Source organism: Pontibacter sp. T17 (genome assembly GCF_057219875.1).
The window spans coordinates 528674-542260 of record NZ_JBXVVW010000001.1; the positions used below are offsets into that span (position 1 = coordinate 528674).

Annotated in this window: 14 protein-coding genes; 9 read left to right on the top strand and 5 right to left on the bottom strand. The window is 57.7% G+C overall.

Features of this window, described 5'->3' with window-relative positions; all coding sequences use genetic code 11:
- Positions 1–122 precede the first annotated feature (122 nt).
- The 4 genes from AC2D8O_RS02470 to AC2D8O_RS02485 all read left to right on the top strand — a co-directional run bounded on the left by AC2D8O_RS02470 (position 123) and on the right by AC2D8O_RS02485 (position 4351).
- Complete coding sequence (locus AC2D8O_RS02470; RefSeq protein WP_484677198.1) at positions 123–1163, top strand: hypothetical protein; 1041 nt, start codon at positions 123–125, stop codon at positions 1161–1163.
- Between the two features lie 142 nt (positions 1164–1305).
- Positions 1306–2388, top strand: a complete 1083-nt coding sequence (locus AC2D8O_RS02475) for a hypothetical protein (protein WP_484677199.1) — start codon at positions 1306–1308, stop codon at positions 2386–2388.
- A gap of 971 nt (positions 2389–3359) precedes the next feature.
- Positions 3360–4136, top strand: coding sequence for an Imm26 family immunity protein (locus AC2D8O_RS02480; protein ID WP_484677200.1), 777 nt, complete (start codon positions 3360–3362; stop codon positions 4134–4136).
- Positions 4137–4198: 62 nt separating this feature from the next.
- Positions 4199–4351: a hypothetical protein gene (locus AC2D8O_RS02485; protein WP_484677201.1), complete on the top strand. Its 153-nt coding sequence runs from the start codon at positions 4199–4201 to the stop codon at positions 4349–4351.
- A gap of 82 nt (positions 4352–4433) precedes the next feature.
- On the opposite strand, the gene AC2D8O_RS02490 is transcribed toward AC2D8O_RS02485, so the two are convergent.
- Positions 4434–5912, bottom strand: a complete 1479-nt coding sequence (locus AC2D8O_RS02490) for a sodium:solute symporter (protein WP_484677202.1) — start codon at positions 5910–5912, stop codon at positions 4434–4436.
- Between the two features lie 113 nt (positions 5913–6025).
- Here AC2D8O_RS02490 and AC2D8O_RS02495 point away from each other — a divergent pair, with 113 nt between their 5' ends.
- Both AC2D8O_RS02495 and AC2D8O_RS02500 read left to right on the top strand, forming a co-directional pair.
- A complete protein-coding gene (locus AC2D8O_RS02495; RefSeq protein ID WP_484677203.1) occupies positions 6026–7267 on the top strand; it encodes a sterol desaturase family protein in 1242 nt (413 codons plus the stop codon).
- A gap of 60 nt (positions 7268–7327) precedes the next feature.
- On the top strand, positions 7328–7516 hold the full coding sequence (locus tag AC2D8O_RS02500) for a DUF3606 domain-containing protein (RefSeq protein WP_484677204.1): 189 nt from the start codon (positions 7328–7330) through the stop codon (positions 7514–7516).
- Positions 7517–7600: 84 nt separating this feature from the next.
- On the opposite strand, the gene AC2D8O_RS02505 is transcribed toward AC2D8O_RS02500, so the two are convergent.
- Positions 7601–7969, bottom strand: a complete 369-nt coding sequence (locus AC2D8O_RS02505; RefSeq protein ID WP_484677205.1) for a hypothetical protein — start codon at positions 7967–7969, stop codon at positions 7601–7603.
- Between the two features lie 127 nt (positions 7970–8096).
- Here AC2D8O_RS02505 and AC2D8O_RS02510 point away from each other — a divergent pair, with 127 nt between their 5' ends.
- Positions 8097–8669 (top strand): acyltransferase, encoded by a 573-nt coding sequence (locus AC2D8O_RS02510; protein WP_484677206.1) that lies wholly within the window; start codon positions 8097–8099, stop codon positions 8667–8669.
- Here AC2D8O_RS02510 and AC2D8O_RS02515 read toward each other — a convergent pair.
- Together AC2D8O_RS02515 and AC2D8O_RS02520 are read right to left on the bottom strand one after the other, a co-directional pair.
- Positions 8648–9853 (bottom strand): glycosyltransferase family 87 protein, encoded by a 1206-nt coding sequence (locus AC2D8O_RS02515; RefSeq protein WP_484677207.1) that lies wholly within the window; start codon positions 9851–9853, stop codon positions 8648–8650. The genes AC2D8O_RS02510 and AC2D8O_RS02515 overlap by 22 nt on opposite strands.
- A 23-nt stretch (positions 9854–9876) precedes the next feature.
- Positions 9877–10620 carry a pyridoxine 5'-phosphate synthase gene (locus AC2D8O_RS02520; RefSeq protein WP_484677208.1) on the bottom strand — a complete coding sequence of 248 codons (744 nt, stop codon included), beginning with the start codon at positions 10618–10620 and terminating at the stop codon, positions 9877–9879.
- Between the two features lie 122 nt (positions 10621–10742).
- Between AC2D8O_RS02520 and AC2D8O_RS02525 the strand changes: the two genes are divergently transcribed.
- Together AC2D8O_RS02525 and AC2D8O_RS02530 are read left to right on the top strand one after the other, a co-directional pair.
- The gene (locus AC2D8O_RS02525; RefSeq protein ID WP_484677209.1) at positions 10743–11483 is read left to right on the top strand and encodes a hypothetical protein; all 741 of its coding nucleotides are present in this window, start codon (positions 10743–10745) and stop codon (positions 11481–11483) included.
- Positions 11484–11609: 126 nt separating this feature from the next.
- Positions 11610–12986: a complex I 51 kDa subunit family protein gene (locus AC2D8O_RS02530; protein WP_484677210.1), complete on the top strand. Its 1377-nt coding sequence runs from the start codon at positions 11610–11612 to the stop codon at positions 12984–12986.
- A gap of 75 nt (positions 12987–13061) precedes the next feature.
- Here the strand turns inward: AC2D8O_RS02530 and AC2D8O_RS02535 are convergent, their stop codons facing one another.
- Complete coding sequence (locus AC2D8O_RS02535) at positions 13062–13586, bottom strand: hypothetical protein (RefSeq protein ID WP_484677211.1); 525 nt, start codon at positions 13584–13586, stop codon at positions 13062–13064.
- Position 13587 lies beyond the last annotated feature (1 nt).

Consider the following 13587-nt stretch of genomic DNA (forward strand, 5'->3'; position numbering starts at 1 on the left):
GATGGTTTTAGGCTTTTTTAGCATTCGAGGTGCCTTCGGAAACCAGTTAGGTTTTAGAATTGTGCAGTAAGCAAGCAGATACGCCATCGCACAACTCTACCTCACCTTACTTCTGTTTCAACATGCGAAAAATGACAGGCTTGCTGGGGTTGCTGCTGAGTATGCAGCTACAGGCGGCTGCACAGGAAAACGGTAAACTGGTGCCATTTGAGTTGCCAGCTCACCAAGGAACGGTTCAGGTGACAATGCCAGGGGAGCCGGTCCCATCCCGGCCGTATGTGAAGGTTTTTGCCAATGTTTTTACCTACGGCGATCAGGACCTGGGCCGTATGGTAAATGAACTGAAGGTATTGGGACAGCAGAGGGGCTTTGATGGATTGATTGTGACCCAGACCGAAACACGCAACGAGGAGTATAATCCGTATGTGCTGGGCGACCTGCTGGTGGCGACGGCCAACCTGACCAGCAAGGATGCCAAGCGACGTGCCGACCCTTTTCCGCGGCAATACACCCACTTTCAGACGGTGACCTATGTAACGGTGGTGGGGTATCGGTTTGCCGACAACTTCGGGTTTGTGCGCAGTATTCCCCAGAGCGATACACTGTATCAGTACACTGAGAGTGGCGCGCGCATACTTGCAGGGGTGCTACCCTATGACCTTAAGGGTGCTCCGGGGAAGTTTGTGGGGCAGAGCCCGGAGGGGCGCACTTTTTATGAAAACGAGGTGAAGTGGTATAGTCTGGATTGGTTGTTGCGGAGCGAGGGCCAGGCGTGGAAATCGCGGCAGGACGACTTCGGCAGGTTGGGTAAGCGAATCTTCAAGCCAAGCGAAGAGGCCCTGTTGCGTGCCGAGCTTCAGTACGGGATTGTACCCAAGCAGGGCAAGTATGAGATCGGGAGTATAGAACTGCGCAGGCGCTATCCAGTCGGGGGCATGGAACGTGAAGGCATGGCCCTTGCCTATGATGATGCAGGCCGGCTGGCAGAGCAGCGTGTGCAGACGAAAGGCGGCAGGCTGGTAATCCGGCATGTGTATGGCGCCGATGGCCAGCTGTTGCGGCAGGAAGCCTATCGGCAAACGGACACTGGTGAGCAGCCTTTTTATACACTGGTGCGCAATCACCAGACACCTGAAATGGTGTTGGCTGCGCTAGGCAACTGAGTAAGACAAACCCTGGGCGTAGATAGTCCGGGGTTTTTTTTACAAATTGGGATGTTATCCCCCTTTTCGGCCCATGTAACAGCTGTACGCATAGCACCTTTTTCCAACCCGTCGGTTTATGCGTTTACTTCTTTCATGTGCAATGCTGCTGGCCGCGAGCACTGTGGCCATGGCGCAACCCTTAGGGCAGCGCGAGCGTCTGCTGCCATACCCAACGCCCGCCCATACGGGTCCAGTGGCGGTGAGTTATCCTGGGGAGGCGATGCCCACGCAGCCCTATGTACGGGTGTGGGAAAGCACGGTGAGTTACCCGGGGGTGCAGCCGTTGTCGCAACTGGAGCCAGAGTTGAAAGCCTTTGCTCAGCGGGAAGGTTTTGACGGAATCATCATACGCGAGGCCTCGGCTGAGCTGGAGACCCGGCGCGCCGGGATTCTGACCGAATTGCTGGGCGCTGTGGTAGAAGGTGCTGCCATTGGTTTGGTGAGCGCTGCCACCAACACCCCGAGCCACAGTGTGTTGCGGTGCAACCTGTGGCACACCCATGTGAACAACTGCTATATGGGCGGTGGATACACCACAACCCGGCGTGTGACTTATGTGACGCTTGAGGGCTACGTGAACCGTGAGCGGCTGGCAGCACAATTGAATCAGCAGCCACGTCTGGACAGTCTGGATGTGGCAACGGCGAGTGGTTGGCAGCCCGGTGCGGCACTGGTGTATCAGCTGGATGGGAAGCCCCAGCCGCTGACGGTGCTGGCCCCAGCCGCAGTAGAGGTGTACAATGATTACCTGCGGTACTATGACCCCCATTGGCTGCTGCATGACAACAGCCGGGGCTGGCAGACGAAGACCGGCCGGACTGGCCGAGTGACACGACGGACATACGCCCCCGTGCGGCACATCATAAGCGCGGACATTTCATACAATGAGGCAGGGCAGCCCAGTGTGCTGAAGCTGGAACGCAGCTATGTGGACGCCGCCTATCATCACGAAGCCATGGAACTGACCTACGATGCCAGTGGGCGTATGGTAAGCCAGCGGCTGTGGCTGCGCAGTGGTGAGCTGGAAATACGGTATGGCTATGACAGCGAAGGGCGTATAGCGTACAAAGAGGGCTATCGGGTGGTGAACGGGACAGCGGAGGCGCTGTTCAGGGTGCGGCGGTGGTATCAGTCGGCAGCGCAACTGCTGGCGGCAGCGCCCGAAGAGCGGTCGGGGTATTGACAATCAAGGATTTTCAAGCTGAAACCGGGGTTGTGGTGAGCTTGTCGGCAGGTTTGCTGACGGCCCAGAGGCCCAATGCGGTGAGGGCGCCGTTGACGAGGATGAGGGCGTTGCCGAAGGAGAAGCCGAACCAGGCCTGGCCTCGATTACGCCAGCCTGCTGTACCGCTACGGCTACCAGGGCCAGGAGCGCGACCCCGAAACGGGCTGGAACAACTTTGAGCTGCGCATGTACGATGGTCGCATCAGCCCGCTGGATGACCATCGACCCCAAGAAACAGTACGCCAGGCCCTACCTCGCTACGGGAAATAATCCTATCTTGAGGATAGATCCGGATGGGGGTTTTTCTTTTAGCTCAGGCCCCAACATTTGGATGATATTAATACTATTAAACGAAGCGGTAGCACTATTCTGTCTTTTGATGAAAGAGTTAATTTTAGTTCTGAATTTAGTGTGATGGAAGAGTTTATGTCAGGTGGAGATAAATATATTTTGTTCTTTTTTCCTCCCCATATGAAATTCTATATAAAGGACGAAAGTTTGAAGGACAACTTTCATTCACTGCATATCTGCTTGCAGAGTCATTACTTGATTACTATAGGATTACATCTATGGGTAAGTCGATTCAGGAAGCAGATTTTTGCTCTTTTTCAACTTGACAGAACCGCCGATCATATATCCATTATAAGGCAGGGGATTAATATAGTTGATAAGAGGTCCTCTGGTTTCAAATATTCTGGGGCAAGTGAAATATACAAGCGAGTTATCAATTAATCTTAGAAGGCTTCTAGAAAATTAAAAATTACCTTTTACAGTTAATACAGTTATTTGACTATTCAAAATGAGCGGCACTATGGCTATCGCAGGGCTACTTGCCAGAACACTATTGGGACTCCCAATTGTTATAAAAGCTGCTGACATATTGCACATTTAACAAATAAAAAAATTACCGCATAATTGCTTAAAATGGCATGAATAAAGTGGGAGAAAATGAATTCTGTGCTTTTTTATCAAAGCATATTGGGATTAGCAAATCGCTCATTAATCCTGGCTCACTGTTGTATCATGATCTAGGTGTTGCTGGTGATGACGGAGATGAGCTAATAGAAGCCATAAATAGACATTATAATACGCATATACTACCTAGCGATTTCTATAGTTACTTTGGATCCGAAATAAATACTCTACTTTCCTTGATACTTTTGGTAAAGGGATTCTTTACAGGAAAAATTAATATTGAAAAAATTCCGCCATTAGCAGTTTCAGAATTATTGGCTTATATCAATGAAGTGAAACGACAGCAAGAACAGCCAGGGGATGTTTTTGCTGTTAAACTGCGGAATGGTAAATTGGCCTTTGGACAAATAGTTCGGGAGAATGTGTGTATTTTTTTTGAGGGCGTAGCCAATAGTGAGATAAAATATGATACGGAGGGAATCATATATAAGAAAATCATCTTCTATGCTTCTGTATCTGCTTTTGCTTTTTCAAAATTAAGATGGAAGATTATCGGAATCGCAGCTATTACTCACCCAGAAGATTATTTATTCTATATGCATACAGATGGAACTAATGAATACAGCCTTACGGACGGACGGGGGAGTATTATACCTTCGACAAAAGAAGAATGTAGGGGACTGGAAGAAATGCTATCTTGGTCGGCAGAGCACATGGAAGAACGGCTGTTCGATTACTTCTTTGATAAGGAGGCTTATGAAAATAGATATTGCAATATAATTTCAAAATAAGTACATATTCCTTCACCTGCTACACCACACTTAAGGACGGTGCGGCCCTGAACTTTGCCGATGTGCGCAGGCATGCCCAGGCATGCCCAGGCATGCCCAGCCGCGACTACGCCAGCCTGCTGTGCCGCTATGGCTATCAGGGCGAGGAGAAAGACCCCGGAACGGGCTGGAACAACTTTGAGCTGCGCATGTACGATGGTCGCATCAGCCCTTGACACGGAATCTGCGGCAAAACTTCCCCAATCGGGTGTGTGATACGTCCGCTTCGGCTGTCCTGCCAATAGAGGAGGGGTCCAACTAGGCTGAAGCGCTGCTATTGTGTGCGGCAGGTTTGCTGACGGCCCAGAGGCCCAGTGCGGTAAGCGCGCCGTTGACGAGGATGAGGGCGTTGCCGAAGGAGAAGCCGAACCAGGCTTTCTGCTTGAGCTCGAGGACGATGCAGATGACGGGGGCGGCGACGCAGATGAGGGGAATCCAGGCATCGGCGGCGCGGCGACGGGTGAAAATGCCGAAGGCGAACATGCCCAGCAGTGGCCCGTAGGTGTAAACGGACAGCTTGAGGACGAGGGTGATGATGTTGAAGTCGGTGCCCTGGAATTTCTCGGTCCAGCGGAGGGCGAGGATGGCCAGAAGCATGAGGGCGGCCCAGCCGAAGTGGACGATGCGCTTGAGCCAGAGGGCGCGGCGGGCCTCCATCTGCTGGATGGAGAGGAGGTCGACGGTGGTGGAGGTGGTGAGGGCGGTGAGGGCGTCGTCGGCGGCGCTGTTGCTGCTGGCGGTGAGGCCGAGGACGAAGAGAATGGCGACGAGGGGGCCAAACTCCTGCATGGCGAGCATGGGATAGAGCTGGTCGGTTTTTGCGGGGACGGCAATGCCTTTCTGGGCGGCGTAGAGGTAGAGCAGCACGCCGAGGGTGAGGAAGAAGAGGTTGACCACGGCCATGGCGAGGCTGAAGCTGGCCATGTTGTACTGGGCGGCGCGGAGAGTGCGGCAGGTGAGGTTTTTCTGCATCTGGCTCTGGTCGAGGCCGGTCATGACGATGCAGATGAAGGCACCGGAGAGGAATTCTTTCCAGAAGTAGTTGGGGGCCTTGGGGTCGGCGAAGAAGAACATCTGGCCGTAGGAGCTGTTGCTGACGGTGTCGACGATTTCGCTGACGCCGAGGGTGCGGGCGACGATGACCACGGTTACGATTACAGCGCCGACGAGGAAGGTGCTCTGGAGGGTGTCTGTCCAGAGGATGGTCTGCATGCCGCCGCGGCCGGTGTAGATAAGAATGGAGGTGAGGATGCCCGCAGCGGTGAACCAGAAGGGGATGCCGAGGGCATCGCCGGCGAGGTATTGCAGCACAAGGGCCATGAGGTAGACGCGGGCCGAGGCGCCCAGCCAGCGGGAGAGCAGGAAGAACGCCGCTCCCGTGCGGTAGCCCGCCAAGCCGAACCGCTGCTGGAGGTAGCCGTAGATGCTGGTGAGGTTGAGCCGGTAATAGAGCGGCAGCAGCACGAACATGATGACGAGGTAGCCGACGATATAGCCGAGCACTACCTGGAAGTAGCCCATCTGGGCGGTGCCGACAGCGCCAGGGACGGAGATGAACGTGACGCCGGAAATGCTGGTGCCGAGCATGCCGTAGGCCACGAGATACCAAGGGGCGCGGCGGCTGGCGAGGAAGAAGTCGGAGAGGTTTTCGCCGCGCTGGCGGGTGGTGAGCCAGGCGATGAGGAGCAGCAGGAAGAAGTACCCGATGAAGGTGACCAGGACAAGGGTAGGCGTCATCGGGGGCAAGTATAGCACCGGAAGGGGCGATGCGGTGCAGAATATGGATGAATGGGGCGGCGCTTCTGCGTAACTTGGTAGAAACCGACTTACACAGACCGGAGCCGCCGCTTATGGACATTATCCGCCTTTCCATTCCTGCCTTTTTCATTCTGATTGCCGTAGAGCTGGTAATCGTGTGGTTCAGCCGGAAACCGTACTACCGCCTGAACGACTCGATTGCCGACCTCTCGTGCGGCATCATCAGCCAGATAGGCGGGCTGTTTCTGAAGTTTTTCTCCATCGGCATTTACATATGGGTGCTGAAGCATGCGTCGCTGCCGGCTCTGGGCGTGTATGCCGAATGGCCTTACACCTGGTGGGCCTGGGCGCTAAGCTTCTTCCTGATAGACCACCAGTATTACTGGGCGCACCGGATGCAGCACCAGACGCAGCTGGGCTGGGCGGGCCATGTGGTGCACCACAGCAGCGAGGAGTATAACCTGACAGTGGCGCTGCGGCAGAGCCTGTTCTCGACGATATACTCGGCGCCGTTTTATCTGCCACTGGCGCTGCTGGGTGTGCCAGCGGAGATGTTTGTGGCGAACATGGCGCTGAACCTGCTGTATCAGTTCTGGATACACACACGGGTGATCAAAAAGATGGGTGTGCTGGAAACGGTGATGAACACACCAAGCCACCACCGGGTGCACCACGGGCGCAACCCCAAGTACATAGACCGCAACCACGCGGGGGTGTTCATTGTGTTTGACAGGCTGTATGGGACGTTTCAGGAGGAGGAAGAGGAGCCGGTATATGGCATCACTACGCCGCTGAACAGCTGGAACCCGGCATGGGCGAACATGCATGCGCTGCGGGACCTGTGGCACGACATGCGGCACACGAAGTCGTGGTGGGACAAGCTGCGTGCCCCGTGGATGCCGCCGGGCTGGCGGCCTGCCGATTTGGGTGGGCGGCAGTATGCGAAGGAGGTAGACCCTGCTTACCGGAAGTATGACCCCGCGCAGCCGCTGGCGGTTCATGTCTACATACTGGGGCAGTTTGCGGCGGTACTGGGCATTGCAGTGTACACCCTCAACCTGGCAGCGGCTCCGGCGGCTGCACCTTTTGGAGCCATTTTTGGTCTGGCGCTGTATATTCTGCTGACGACGTCCAACCTGGGGTCGTTGCACGATGGGAAAGAAATTGCCTACACGAGCGAGTGGGGTCGCCTGTTGGCCAGTACCGCAATTGGGGCAGGTTTTGTGTGGATGGGCTATCCGCTGTTAGGATGGTCTGTGACGGGTTTCAGTGTGATTTCGGCAGTATGGCTGACATGGGCGTGGGGCCAGCGGAAAAAAGTGGCATTGGCCTGACAACTTTGGCACGGTGATTGCTAATGTTCATGCAGATTCAAATTTGGAATCGGTGAACGTATGGCAAATCACAGTACCCTGAGCTTGGCAGATGCGCCGAATCCGGTGCGGATAGAGCTGGAGCGCGCCGACCACATTGAATATTGGAAAGAGAAATTCCGCTGCACTGAGTTTTCGCTGCGCGCTGCGGTGCGCAAGGTTGGAGACCAGGTGGCGCAGGTAGCCAGCTACTTTGGCTACACGCTGTAATAAAGGCTTTCTAGCAGGCAGAAGTGAAACGGGCTCCCTTTGTTGGAGCCCGTTTCCAATTTATAGCGACCACGTGCCCAAGGCTTACTGCTTGGGGCGGCGGAAGAGGTAGCGGGTGATGAAGATACCGGTGCTCTTGTCGGCAGAGTAAACGCCGCTGTTGACATTGACGAGCTCCCAGCCCTGATCGGTCATTTCGGTGATTTTGTTGGTGATCATGCGGTCGTTGTTGGCGACGTTACCGAAGTTGATACCGGTGAGGCTGAAGAAGTTCTCGAGGTTGACTTCTTCTGCTTTTCCTTCCTTGGTGTTGGTGACCATACGCGAACGGCCGAGGCCCATAGGCACTACAGACTCCACGGTGGTAACCTGAGAGTACTCATACTTCTGCTGGGCCTGAGCGGTGAGGAGGGTGCCGAAGAGGAGACCGGCGAGTAGAAAGATTTTTTTCATTGTGTGGGTATTACAGTACAAAAATGGGGACAAGCCTGATACTTCTCGTACAGTTTGGAGGACGTTAGGGTTTCTTAACGAGACTGGTGGGCAGGTGGGCAAAGGAGAGGTGCCGTTAACTTGCGTTATGGAATCGTCGTGGTACACGGAGGAGGAGTTGGTGGCACTGGGTTTTGGCGCATTGGGGCGGAGCGTTCAGATTTCGCGGAAGGCGAGCCTTTACAACTTGGGGCGGATGTACATCGGCGACCATGTGCGTGTGGATGACTTCTGTTTCCTGTCGGCAGGGCCTGAGGGGCTGTACATTGGCCGTAACGTGCACATCTCGGCGTACACGTCGGTGACAGGGCTTGGGAAGATCGTGCTGGAGGACTTCGCGGGCCTGTCGGCGCGGGTGAGCGTGTTCTCGAGCTCGGACGACTACTCGGGAGCGTCGCTGACGAACCCGACGGTGCCGCGGGATTATCTTCATCTGCACACGGCGCCGATTCATATCGGGCGGCATGTGATCGTAGGGGCAGGGTCGGTGGTGCTGCCGGGGGTTACGCTGGGGGAGGGCGCGGCGGTGGGGGCACTGTCGCTGGTGAACGCGGATCTGGAGCCGTTCTGGGTTTACGGGGGGGTGCCTGCGCGGAAGCTGAAGGAGCGTAAGCGCGACCTGCTGGAGGTGGAGAAGCGCTACCGGGCGTCGGAGGGCTGAGGGGGGCGATACCACACGAGCCAGGCCAGCAGGGCGATGAGGACGGCGAAGGCGAGGGTGTGGGCACCGCTGGTCATGAAGGCATCGAAGGCGGGGCGGCCGAAGAGGGGCACCACGACATCGAAGAGGGTGAGGCCGATGGTAACGAAGGCGGCGGCGGCGAGCAGCTTGAGGGCGAGGGGCAGCTGTTGCCAGGAAGCCAGCAGGAGCACAATGGCCAGGGGTGCACAGCAGATGCCGTAATACCAGCCCTGTGGCGAGGCCAGCGTGAGGAACACCAGCAGGGCGGCAACCTCGAAGACGGCCACGCGGGGCGTGTAGGGCCGTTTGAGTACGGAGGGGAGAAAGAGGGCAGCCAGCAAAGCGAGGAGGCCATAGGCCAGCAGGGCAATGGCTTTGGCGGAGAGCAGACCGGTGAACCACTGCGAGCAGGCACCGAGCATGGAGGCGTTGTCGGGGGCGAGGGCGAGGGTGACGCTGCTGCCGAGGGTGATTTCACGGAAGCCCTGTACGAGCAGCGGCCAGTCGGCGGGAGACCAGCGCAGCAGCGACACTGCGAGGAGCACGCCATAGGCACCGAAACTGATACCCGCGGCACGCCACTGGCGGCGAATGAGCCAGTAGAGGGGCAGGAGCAGCGCATAGGGTTTGAGGGCCAATGCCAGTGCTGCCCAGAGACCAGCCGTTGTGGGTTTTTCCTGCAACTGGGCCGAAAGTGCCAGCAGCATGCACCCGCCCATGAGCAGGTTGATCTGGCCGAGCTGGAGTTCGCGGCCAAGGCTTTTGAGCAGCATGAAGAACGTGAGTACGAGCAGGCCAGTGGAGACGGCCAATCCGGCGGACTGACTTAGTGTGCGGCAGAGGCGCAGAGCCAAAACCAACGCTACGACGAGGAGCCCGAACCAGAGGGCGGCTGCAATGGGCAGGGGCAGCAGTGCCAGGGGTACCTGCACGAGGGCCGAGGGGGGCAGATACTTGAAAGTGAGATGCCCGTCGGTGGCCTGGTAGAGGTTTTCGGCGGAGAGCCACCGCTGTCCTGCGCGGTAGAAGACCCAGTAGTCGGACTCGGGGACGGAGGCGCCCGCCAGCAACAGGTGCAGCACTACCGCCACGGCGAAGAGTGGCAGGAGAACGGCCCAAAGCGGTACGGTCTGGGTGTTGGCAGCGGGACGGAAAAAGGACATTGGCGGGCGTGGGAGCGGAGGAATCAGGCGAGGCAGGCGCGGTAGCGGCGGATGGCTTCGGCCATGCCGAGGTAGAGGCAGTCGACAGTGAGTGCGTGGCCGATGGAGACCTCGCGGAGAGCAGGCACCTGTCGGGCGAAGTCGGTAAGGTTGTGGAGGTTGAGGTCGTGTCCGGCGTTGAGTTCGAGGCCCAGCTGTGCGGCATGCTGCCCAGCGGCAATGTAAGGAGCGAGGGCTGCGGCGGGGTTGGTGGGGTACTGGTGGGCGTAGGGGCCGGTGTAGAGCTCGACGCGGCGTGTGCCTGCGGCATGGCAGGCGAGCATGTTGGCGGGGTCGGTGTCGACGAAGAGGGAAGAGCGGATGCCGGCCTGGTGCAACTGACGGAGAACGTCGGGCATGTTGAGGCGGTCGAGGGAGGCGGGTGTCCAGCCGGCGTCGGATGTGAGGGCGTCGGGGGCGTCGGGTACGAGGGTCACCTGGGCTGGTCGGACGGCGATGACGAGTTCGAGGAAGTCGGGGGAGGGATAGCCCTCCACGTTGAACTCAACGCCCATTTCCTGGGGGACGGCACGGCCGAGGAGGCGGACGTCGTCGAAGCGGACGTGGCGGCCATCGGGGCGGGGATGTACGGTGATGCCCTGCCCGCCGGCAGCGACGATGTCGCGGCAGTACTGGAGGAGGTTAGGGAAGTCGGCGCCCCGGGAGTTGCGGATGAGCGCCACCTTGTTGACGTTGACACTGAGGACGGTAGAAGCGGTGGCAGCCATAGAAAAAGCAGAAGAATGAGAGCGGGGTGGTGGAAGCGGCAAAATGCAGCGGGAAAATGTGAAATGAAATCGGGTTGGGCTAGCTTTGTCTGTATTTTCCGCTCTCCAAACGGCTTCTCTCCATGACAACACTTTTTCCCATGCGTATGGTGGCGCTTTGTGGCGTACTGACACTGAGCCTGTGGGCGTGCCAGCCCGATGGTTCCGACAGCGCCCAGCGCGACCCCGCCGCCAGCGACAGCCTGAACGCAGACACGACTCTGGCCGAGCTGGAGCGTCAGACCGACGCGACCACTGACGCGCGTCCGCGGCCTGCGCCTGTAACCTATGCACAGTATCCGAAGGAAGTACAGGTGTTTGTCGAGGTATTGAAGAAAGGGAAAGCAGGTACAGCCGGGGCCTTTGACGGTATAGTGGATGCGCAGACGGGCTTTTACCATATGCGAAGTGGGCCTGGCGTCTATCCGATCATTGACCACCTGGAAGCCAACGAGCTGATGGGTATAGACGAGGTGATGTATCTGGTGCGCGACCTGGAACTGGCGGCTGACACGTTCTACTATAACCCCCAGCACTGGGAGGACTGTGTGGACAATGGCCCCGAGGGCTTCTTTCTGTTTGACCAGAAGACGCCGTATGGCGCGCTGGCTACCGGCTATCAGCTGAGTACCGAAGCCCAGGGCGCGACAGTGAACGAGGACAAGCTGAAGGCATTGAAGGCCTTGCAGGAGAAAGTGAAATACCAGTTGATTGTGCACTTCCGGAACAAGGGGGGCGACATGCTGATAGTGCGCTTCCTGCTGCGGGAAGAGAACGGCAAACTGCTGCTGACGGTGGTGGACACGAACGATTGCAGCGCCTGAGGCGTGTGCCGTTACCTGAAATGATTCCAAAGACGCCGGGCAGGGTGCCTGGCGTTTCTTTTTACACGGGAATTTGTTGAAATTGCCAAGCGAAAACAGGCACAACAAGCCCTTATTCCTATTCCTATGGCTGATTGGCGGAGCTACGAGAAGGTAATTCTCCCGGAAATCCAGAACCTGCACCAGGTAGATGTCTACGTGCAGCATGGTGGCTACGAGATGCTGAAGAAGGCCGTGACAGGCATGCAGCGCAAGGAAGTAGTGGACACCGTTAAGGCTGCGAACATCCGTGGGCGCGGTGGTGCCGGCTTCAATGCGGGTCTGAAGTGGAGCTTCATGCCGCCCAAACAGGAAGGTGTACCGCGCTATCTGGCGTGCAACGGCGACGAGTCGGAGCCTGGCACGTTCAAAGACCGCCGCATATTCGAGTTCAACCCGCACCTGTTCATTGAGGGTGCGCTGATAGCGTGCTACGCCATGGAAATGGATGCCGCTTACGTGTACGTCCGTGGCGAATATGCCGACTGGATTGACATGCTGCAGGCAGCAGTGGACCAGGCGTATGCCAAAGGCTATGCTGGCAAGAACCTGTTTGGCACGGGTGTCAACATTGACATCTACGTGCACAAGGGTGCCGGTGCCTACATCTGCGGCGAAGAGACTTCGCTGATGGAGTCGCTGGAAGGCAAACGCGCGTATCCGCGCAGCAAGCCGCCGTTCCCGGCCCAGTTTGGTCTGTGGGGCAAGCCCACCACCATCAACAATATCGAGACGCTGGCGCACGTGCCGCTGGTGCTGCGTAAAGGTCCCGAGTGGTATCAGAACCTGGGCGCAAAGGACCACCCCGGCCCCATGCTGTACGGCCTGCAGGGTCACCTGGTGCGTCCCGGCCTCTATGAACTGCCGAGCGGCATGCGCCTGGACACGCTGATTTACGAAGTAGCCCAGGGTGTACGCGGTGGCAAGCGCGCCAAGGCTGTAGTGCCGGGTGGTGCTTCGGTGCCGATTCTGCCGGTAGACTATGTGGAGGCTGGCGCTGGCGAACCCAACACGGTTGTCATCAACGGCAAGTCGTACAAAGTGACGTTCAACGGCCATGCCGACCTGACGATGAACGCGGCCTCGCTGGATACTGCGCGCAAGCCCGGCGAAAACATGGGCTCGATGGTAGGCACGACTGGCATGCTGGTGCTGGACGAAGATACCGACATGGTGCGTTTCCTGCACCGTGTATCGCGGTTCTACCACCACGAGAGCTGCGGCCAGTGCACGCCCTGCCGCGAAGGCACCGGCTGGCTGGAGAAGCTGCTGCACAAGTTTGTACAGGGCACAGCTGACGTGCGCGACATGGACCTGCTGCTGGACCTGTGCGACAATATGGAAGGCCGCACCGTATGCGCGCTGGCCGATGCTGCTGCCTGGCCAGTGCGTAACACCCTGCGCCGCTTCCGCCACGAGTTTGAAGCCAAAGTGCAGACCCAGAAGGTGTTTGCAACTGTATAAGGCGAAAGCCCACAAAGACAGAAGCCCGGATGACTCCGGGCTTTTTCTTTTTGGGCGCAGTCTGAAAAAGTGGGGCTAGTCTTCCTGAAGCAAGACACCGTGAAGGTTGTCAATCCAGCGTTTGCGCTCGACGGGGTACAGGGCTTCGAGCTGCTGGAGGAGCTGGTTGCGGGTGCGCTCGGCGTCGGGTGCCAGCTGACCGGAGGAATTGGCGGTAAAAGGCCACTTGAGGGCGGTGCCGTCGGGGAGGAGGGTCTGAAGCGGCTGAAGGTCGAAGGCGTAGCGCCCTTCCTGAAAATCGATTGAGGCGCGGTAGGTGAGGGTAACCAGATTGTCGCGGCGGCGGGGTGAGCGGCGGAGCGGTGTGAGGTGGTTTCCCTGGCTTACCAGAAAGTACCACTTGCCTTCGAAGACGAGGCGGATGGTGGTGGAGTCGGCAAGACGGATCCCCGTTGGGATTTCGGGCTGGATGCGGCGGGCAAAGCGGAGGCCGCGCTCGTAGAGGACCTCGCGAGGGACGGGGTCGGCCTTGACGATGATACCCTGTGCCGAGAGGATGCAGGGTAGGGCTAGCAGGGTGGCAAGGATAAGGGCCTTCATG

Coding starts and splice junctions, on each gene's coding strand:
- AC2D8O_RS02505 (WP_484677205.1), bottom strand. CDS start 7,969: ATGAAAAAAATCTTTCTACTCGCCGGTCTCCTCTTCGGCACCCTCCTC.
- AC2D8O_RS02525 (WP_484677209.1), top strand. CDS start 10,743: ATGACAACACTTTTTCCCATGCGTATGGTGGCGCTTTGTGGCGTACTG.
- AC2D8O_RS02530 (WP_484677210.1), top strand. CDS start 11,610: ATGGCTGATTGGCGGAGCTACGAGAAGGTAATTCTCCCGGAAATCCAG.
- AC2D8O_RS02500 (WP_484677204.1), top strand. CDS start 7,328: ATGGCAAATCACAGTACCCTGAGCTTGGCAGATGCGCCGAATCCGGTG.
- AC2D8O_RS02515 (WP_484677207.1), bottom strand. CDS start 9,853: ATGTCCTTTTTCCGTCCCGCTGCCAACACCCAGACCGTACCGCTTTGG.
- AC2D8O_RS02480 (WP_484677200.1), top strand. CDS start 3,360: ATGAATAAAGTGGGAGAAAATGAATTCTGTGCTTTTTTATCAAAGCAT.
- AC2D8O_RS02510 (WP_484677206.1), top strand. CDS start 8,097: ATGGAATCGTCGTGGTACACGGAGGAGGAGTTGGTGGCACTGGGTTTT.
- AC2D8O_RS02520 (WP_484677208.1), bottom strand. CDS start 10,620: ATGGCTGCCACCGCTTCTACCGTCCTCAGTGTCAACGTCAACAAGGTG.
- AC2D8O_RS02475 (WP_484677199.1), top strand. CDS start 1,306: ATGCTGCTGGCCGCGAGCACTGTGGCCATGGCGCAACCCTTAGGGCAG.
- AC2D8O_RS02490 (WP_484677202.1), bottom strand. CDS start 5,912: ATGACGCCTACCCTTGTCCTGGTCACCTTCATCGGGTACTTCTTCCTG.
- AC2D8O_RS02535 (WP_484677211.1), bottom strand. CDS start 13,586: ATGAAGGCCCTTATCCTTGCCACCCTGCTAGCCCTACCCTGCATCCTC.
- AC2D8O_RS02470 (WP_484677198.1), top strand. CDS start 123: ATGCGAAAAATGACAGGCTTGCTGGGGTTGCTGCTGAGTATGCAGCTA.
- AC2D8O_RS02495 (WP_484677203.1), top strand. CDS start 6,026: ATGGACATTATCCGCCTTTCCATTCCTGCCTTTTTCATTCTGATTGCC.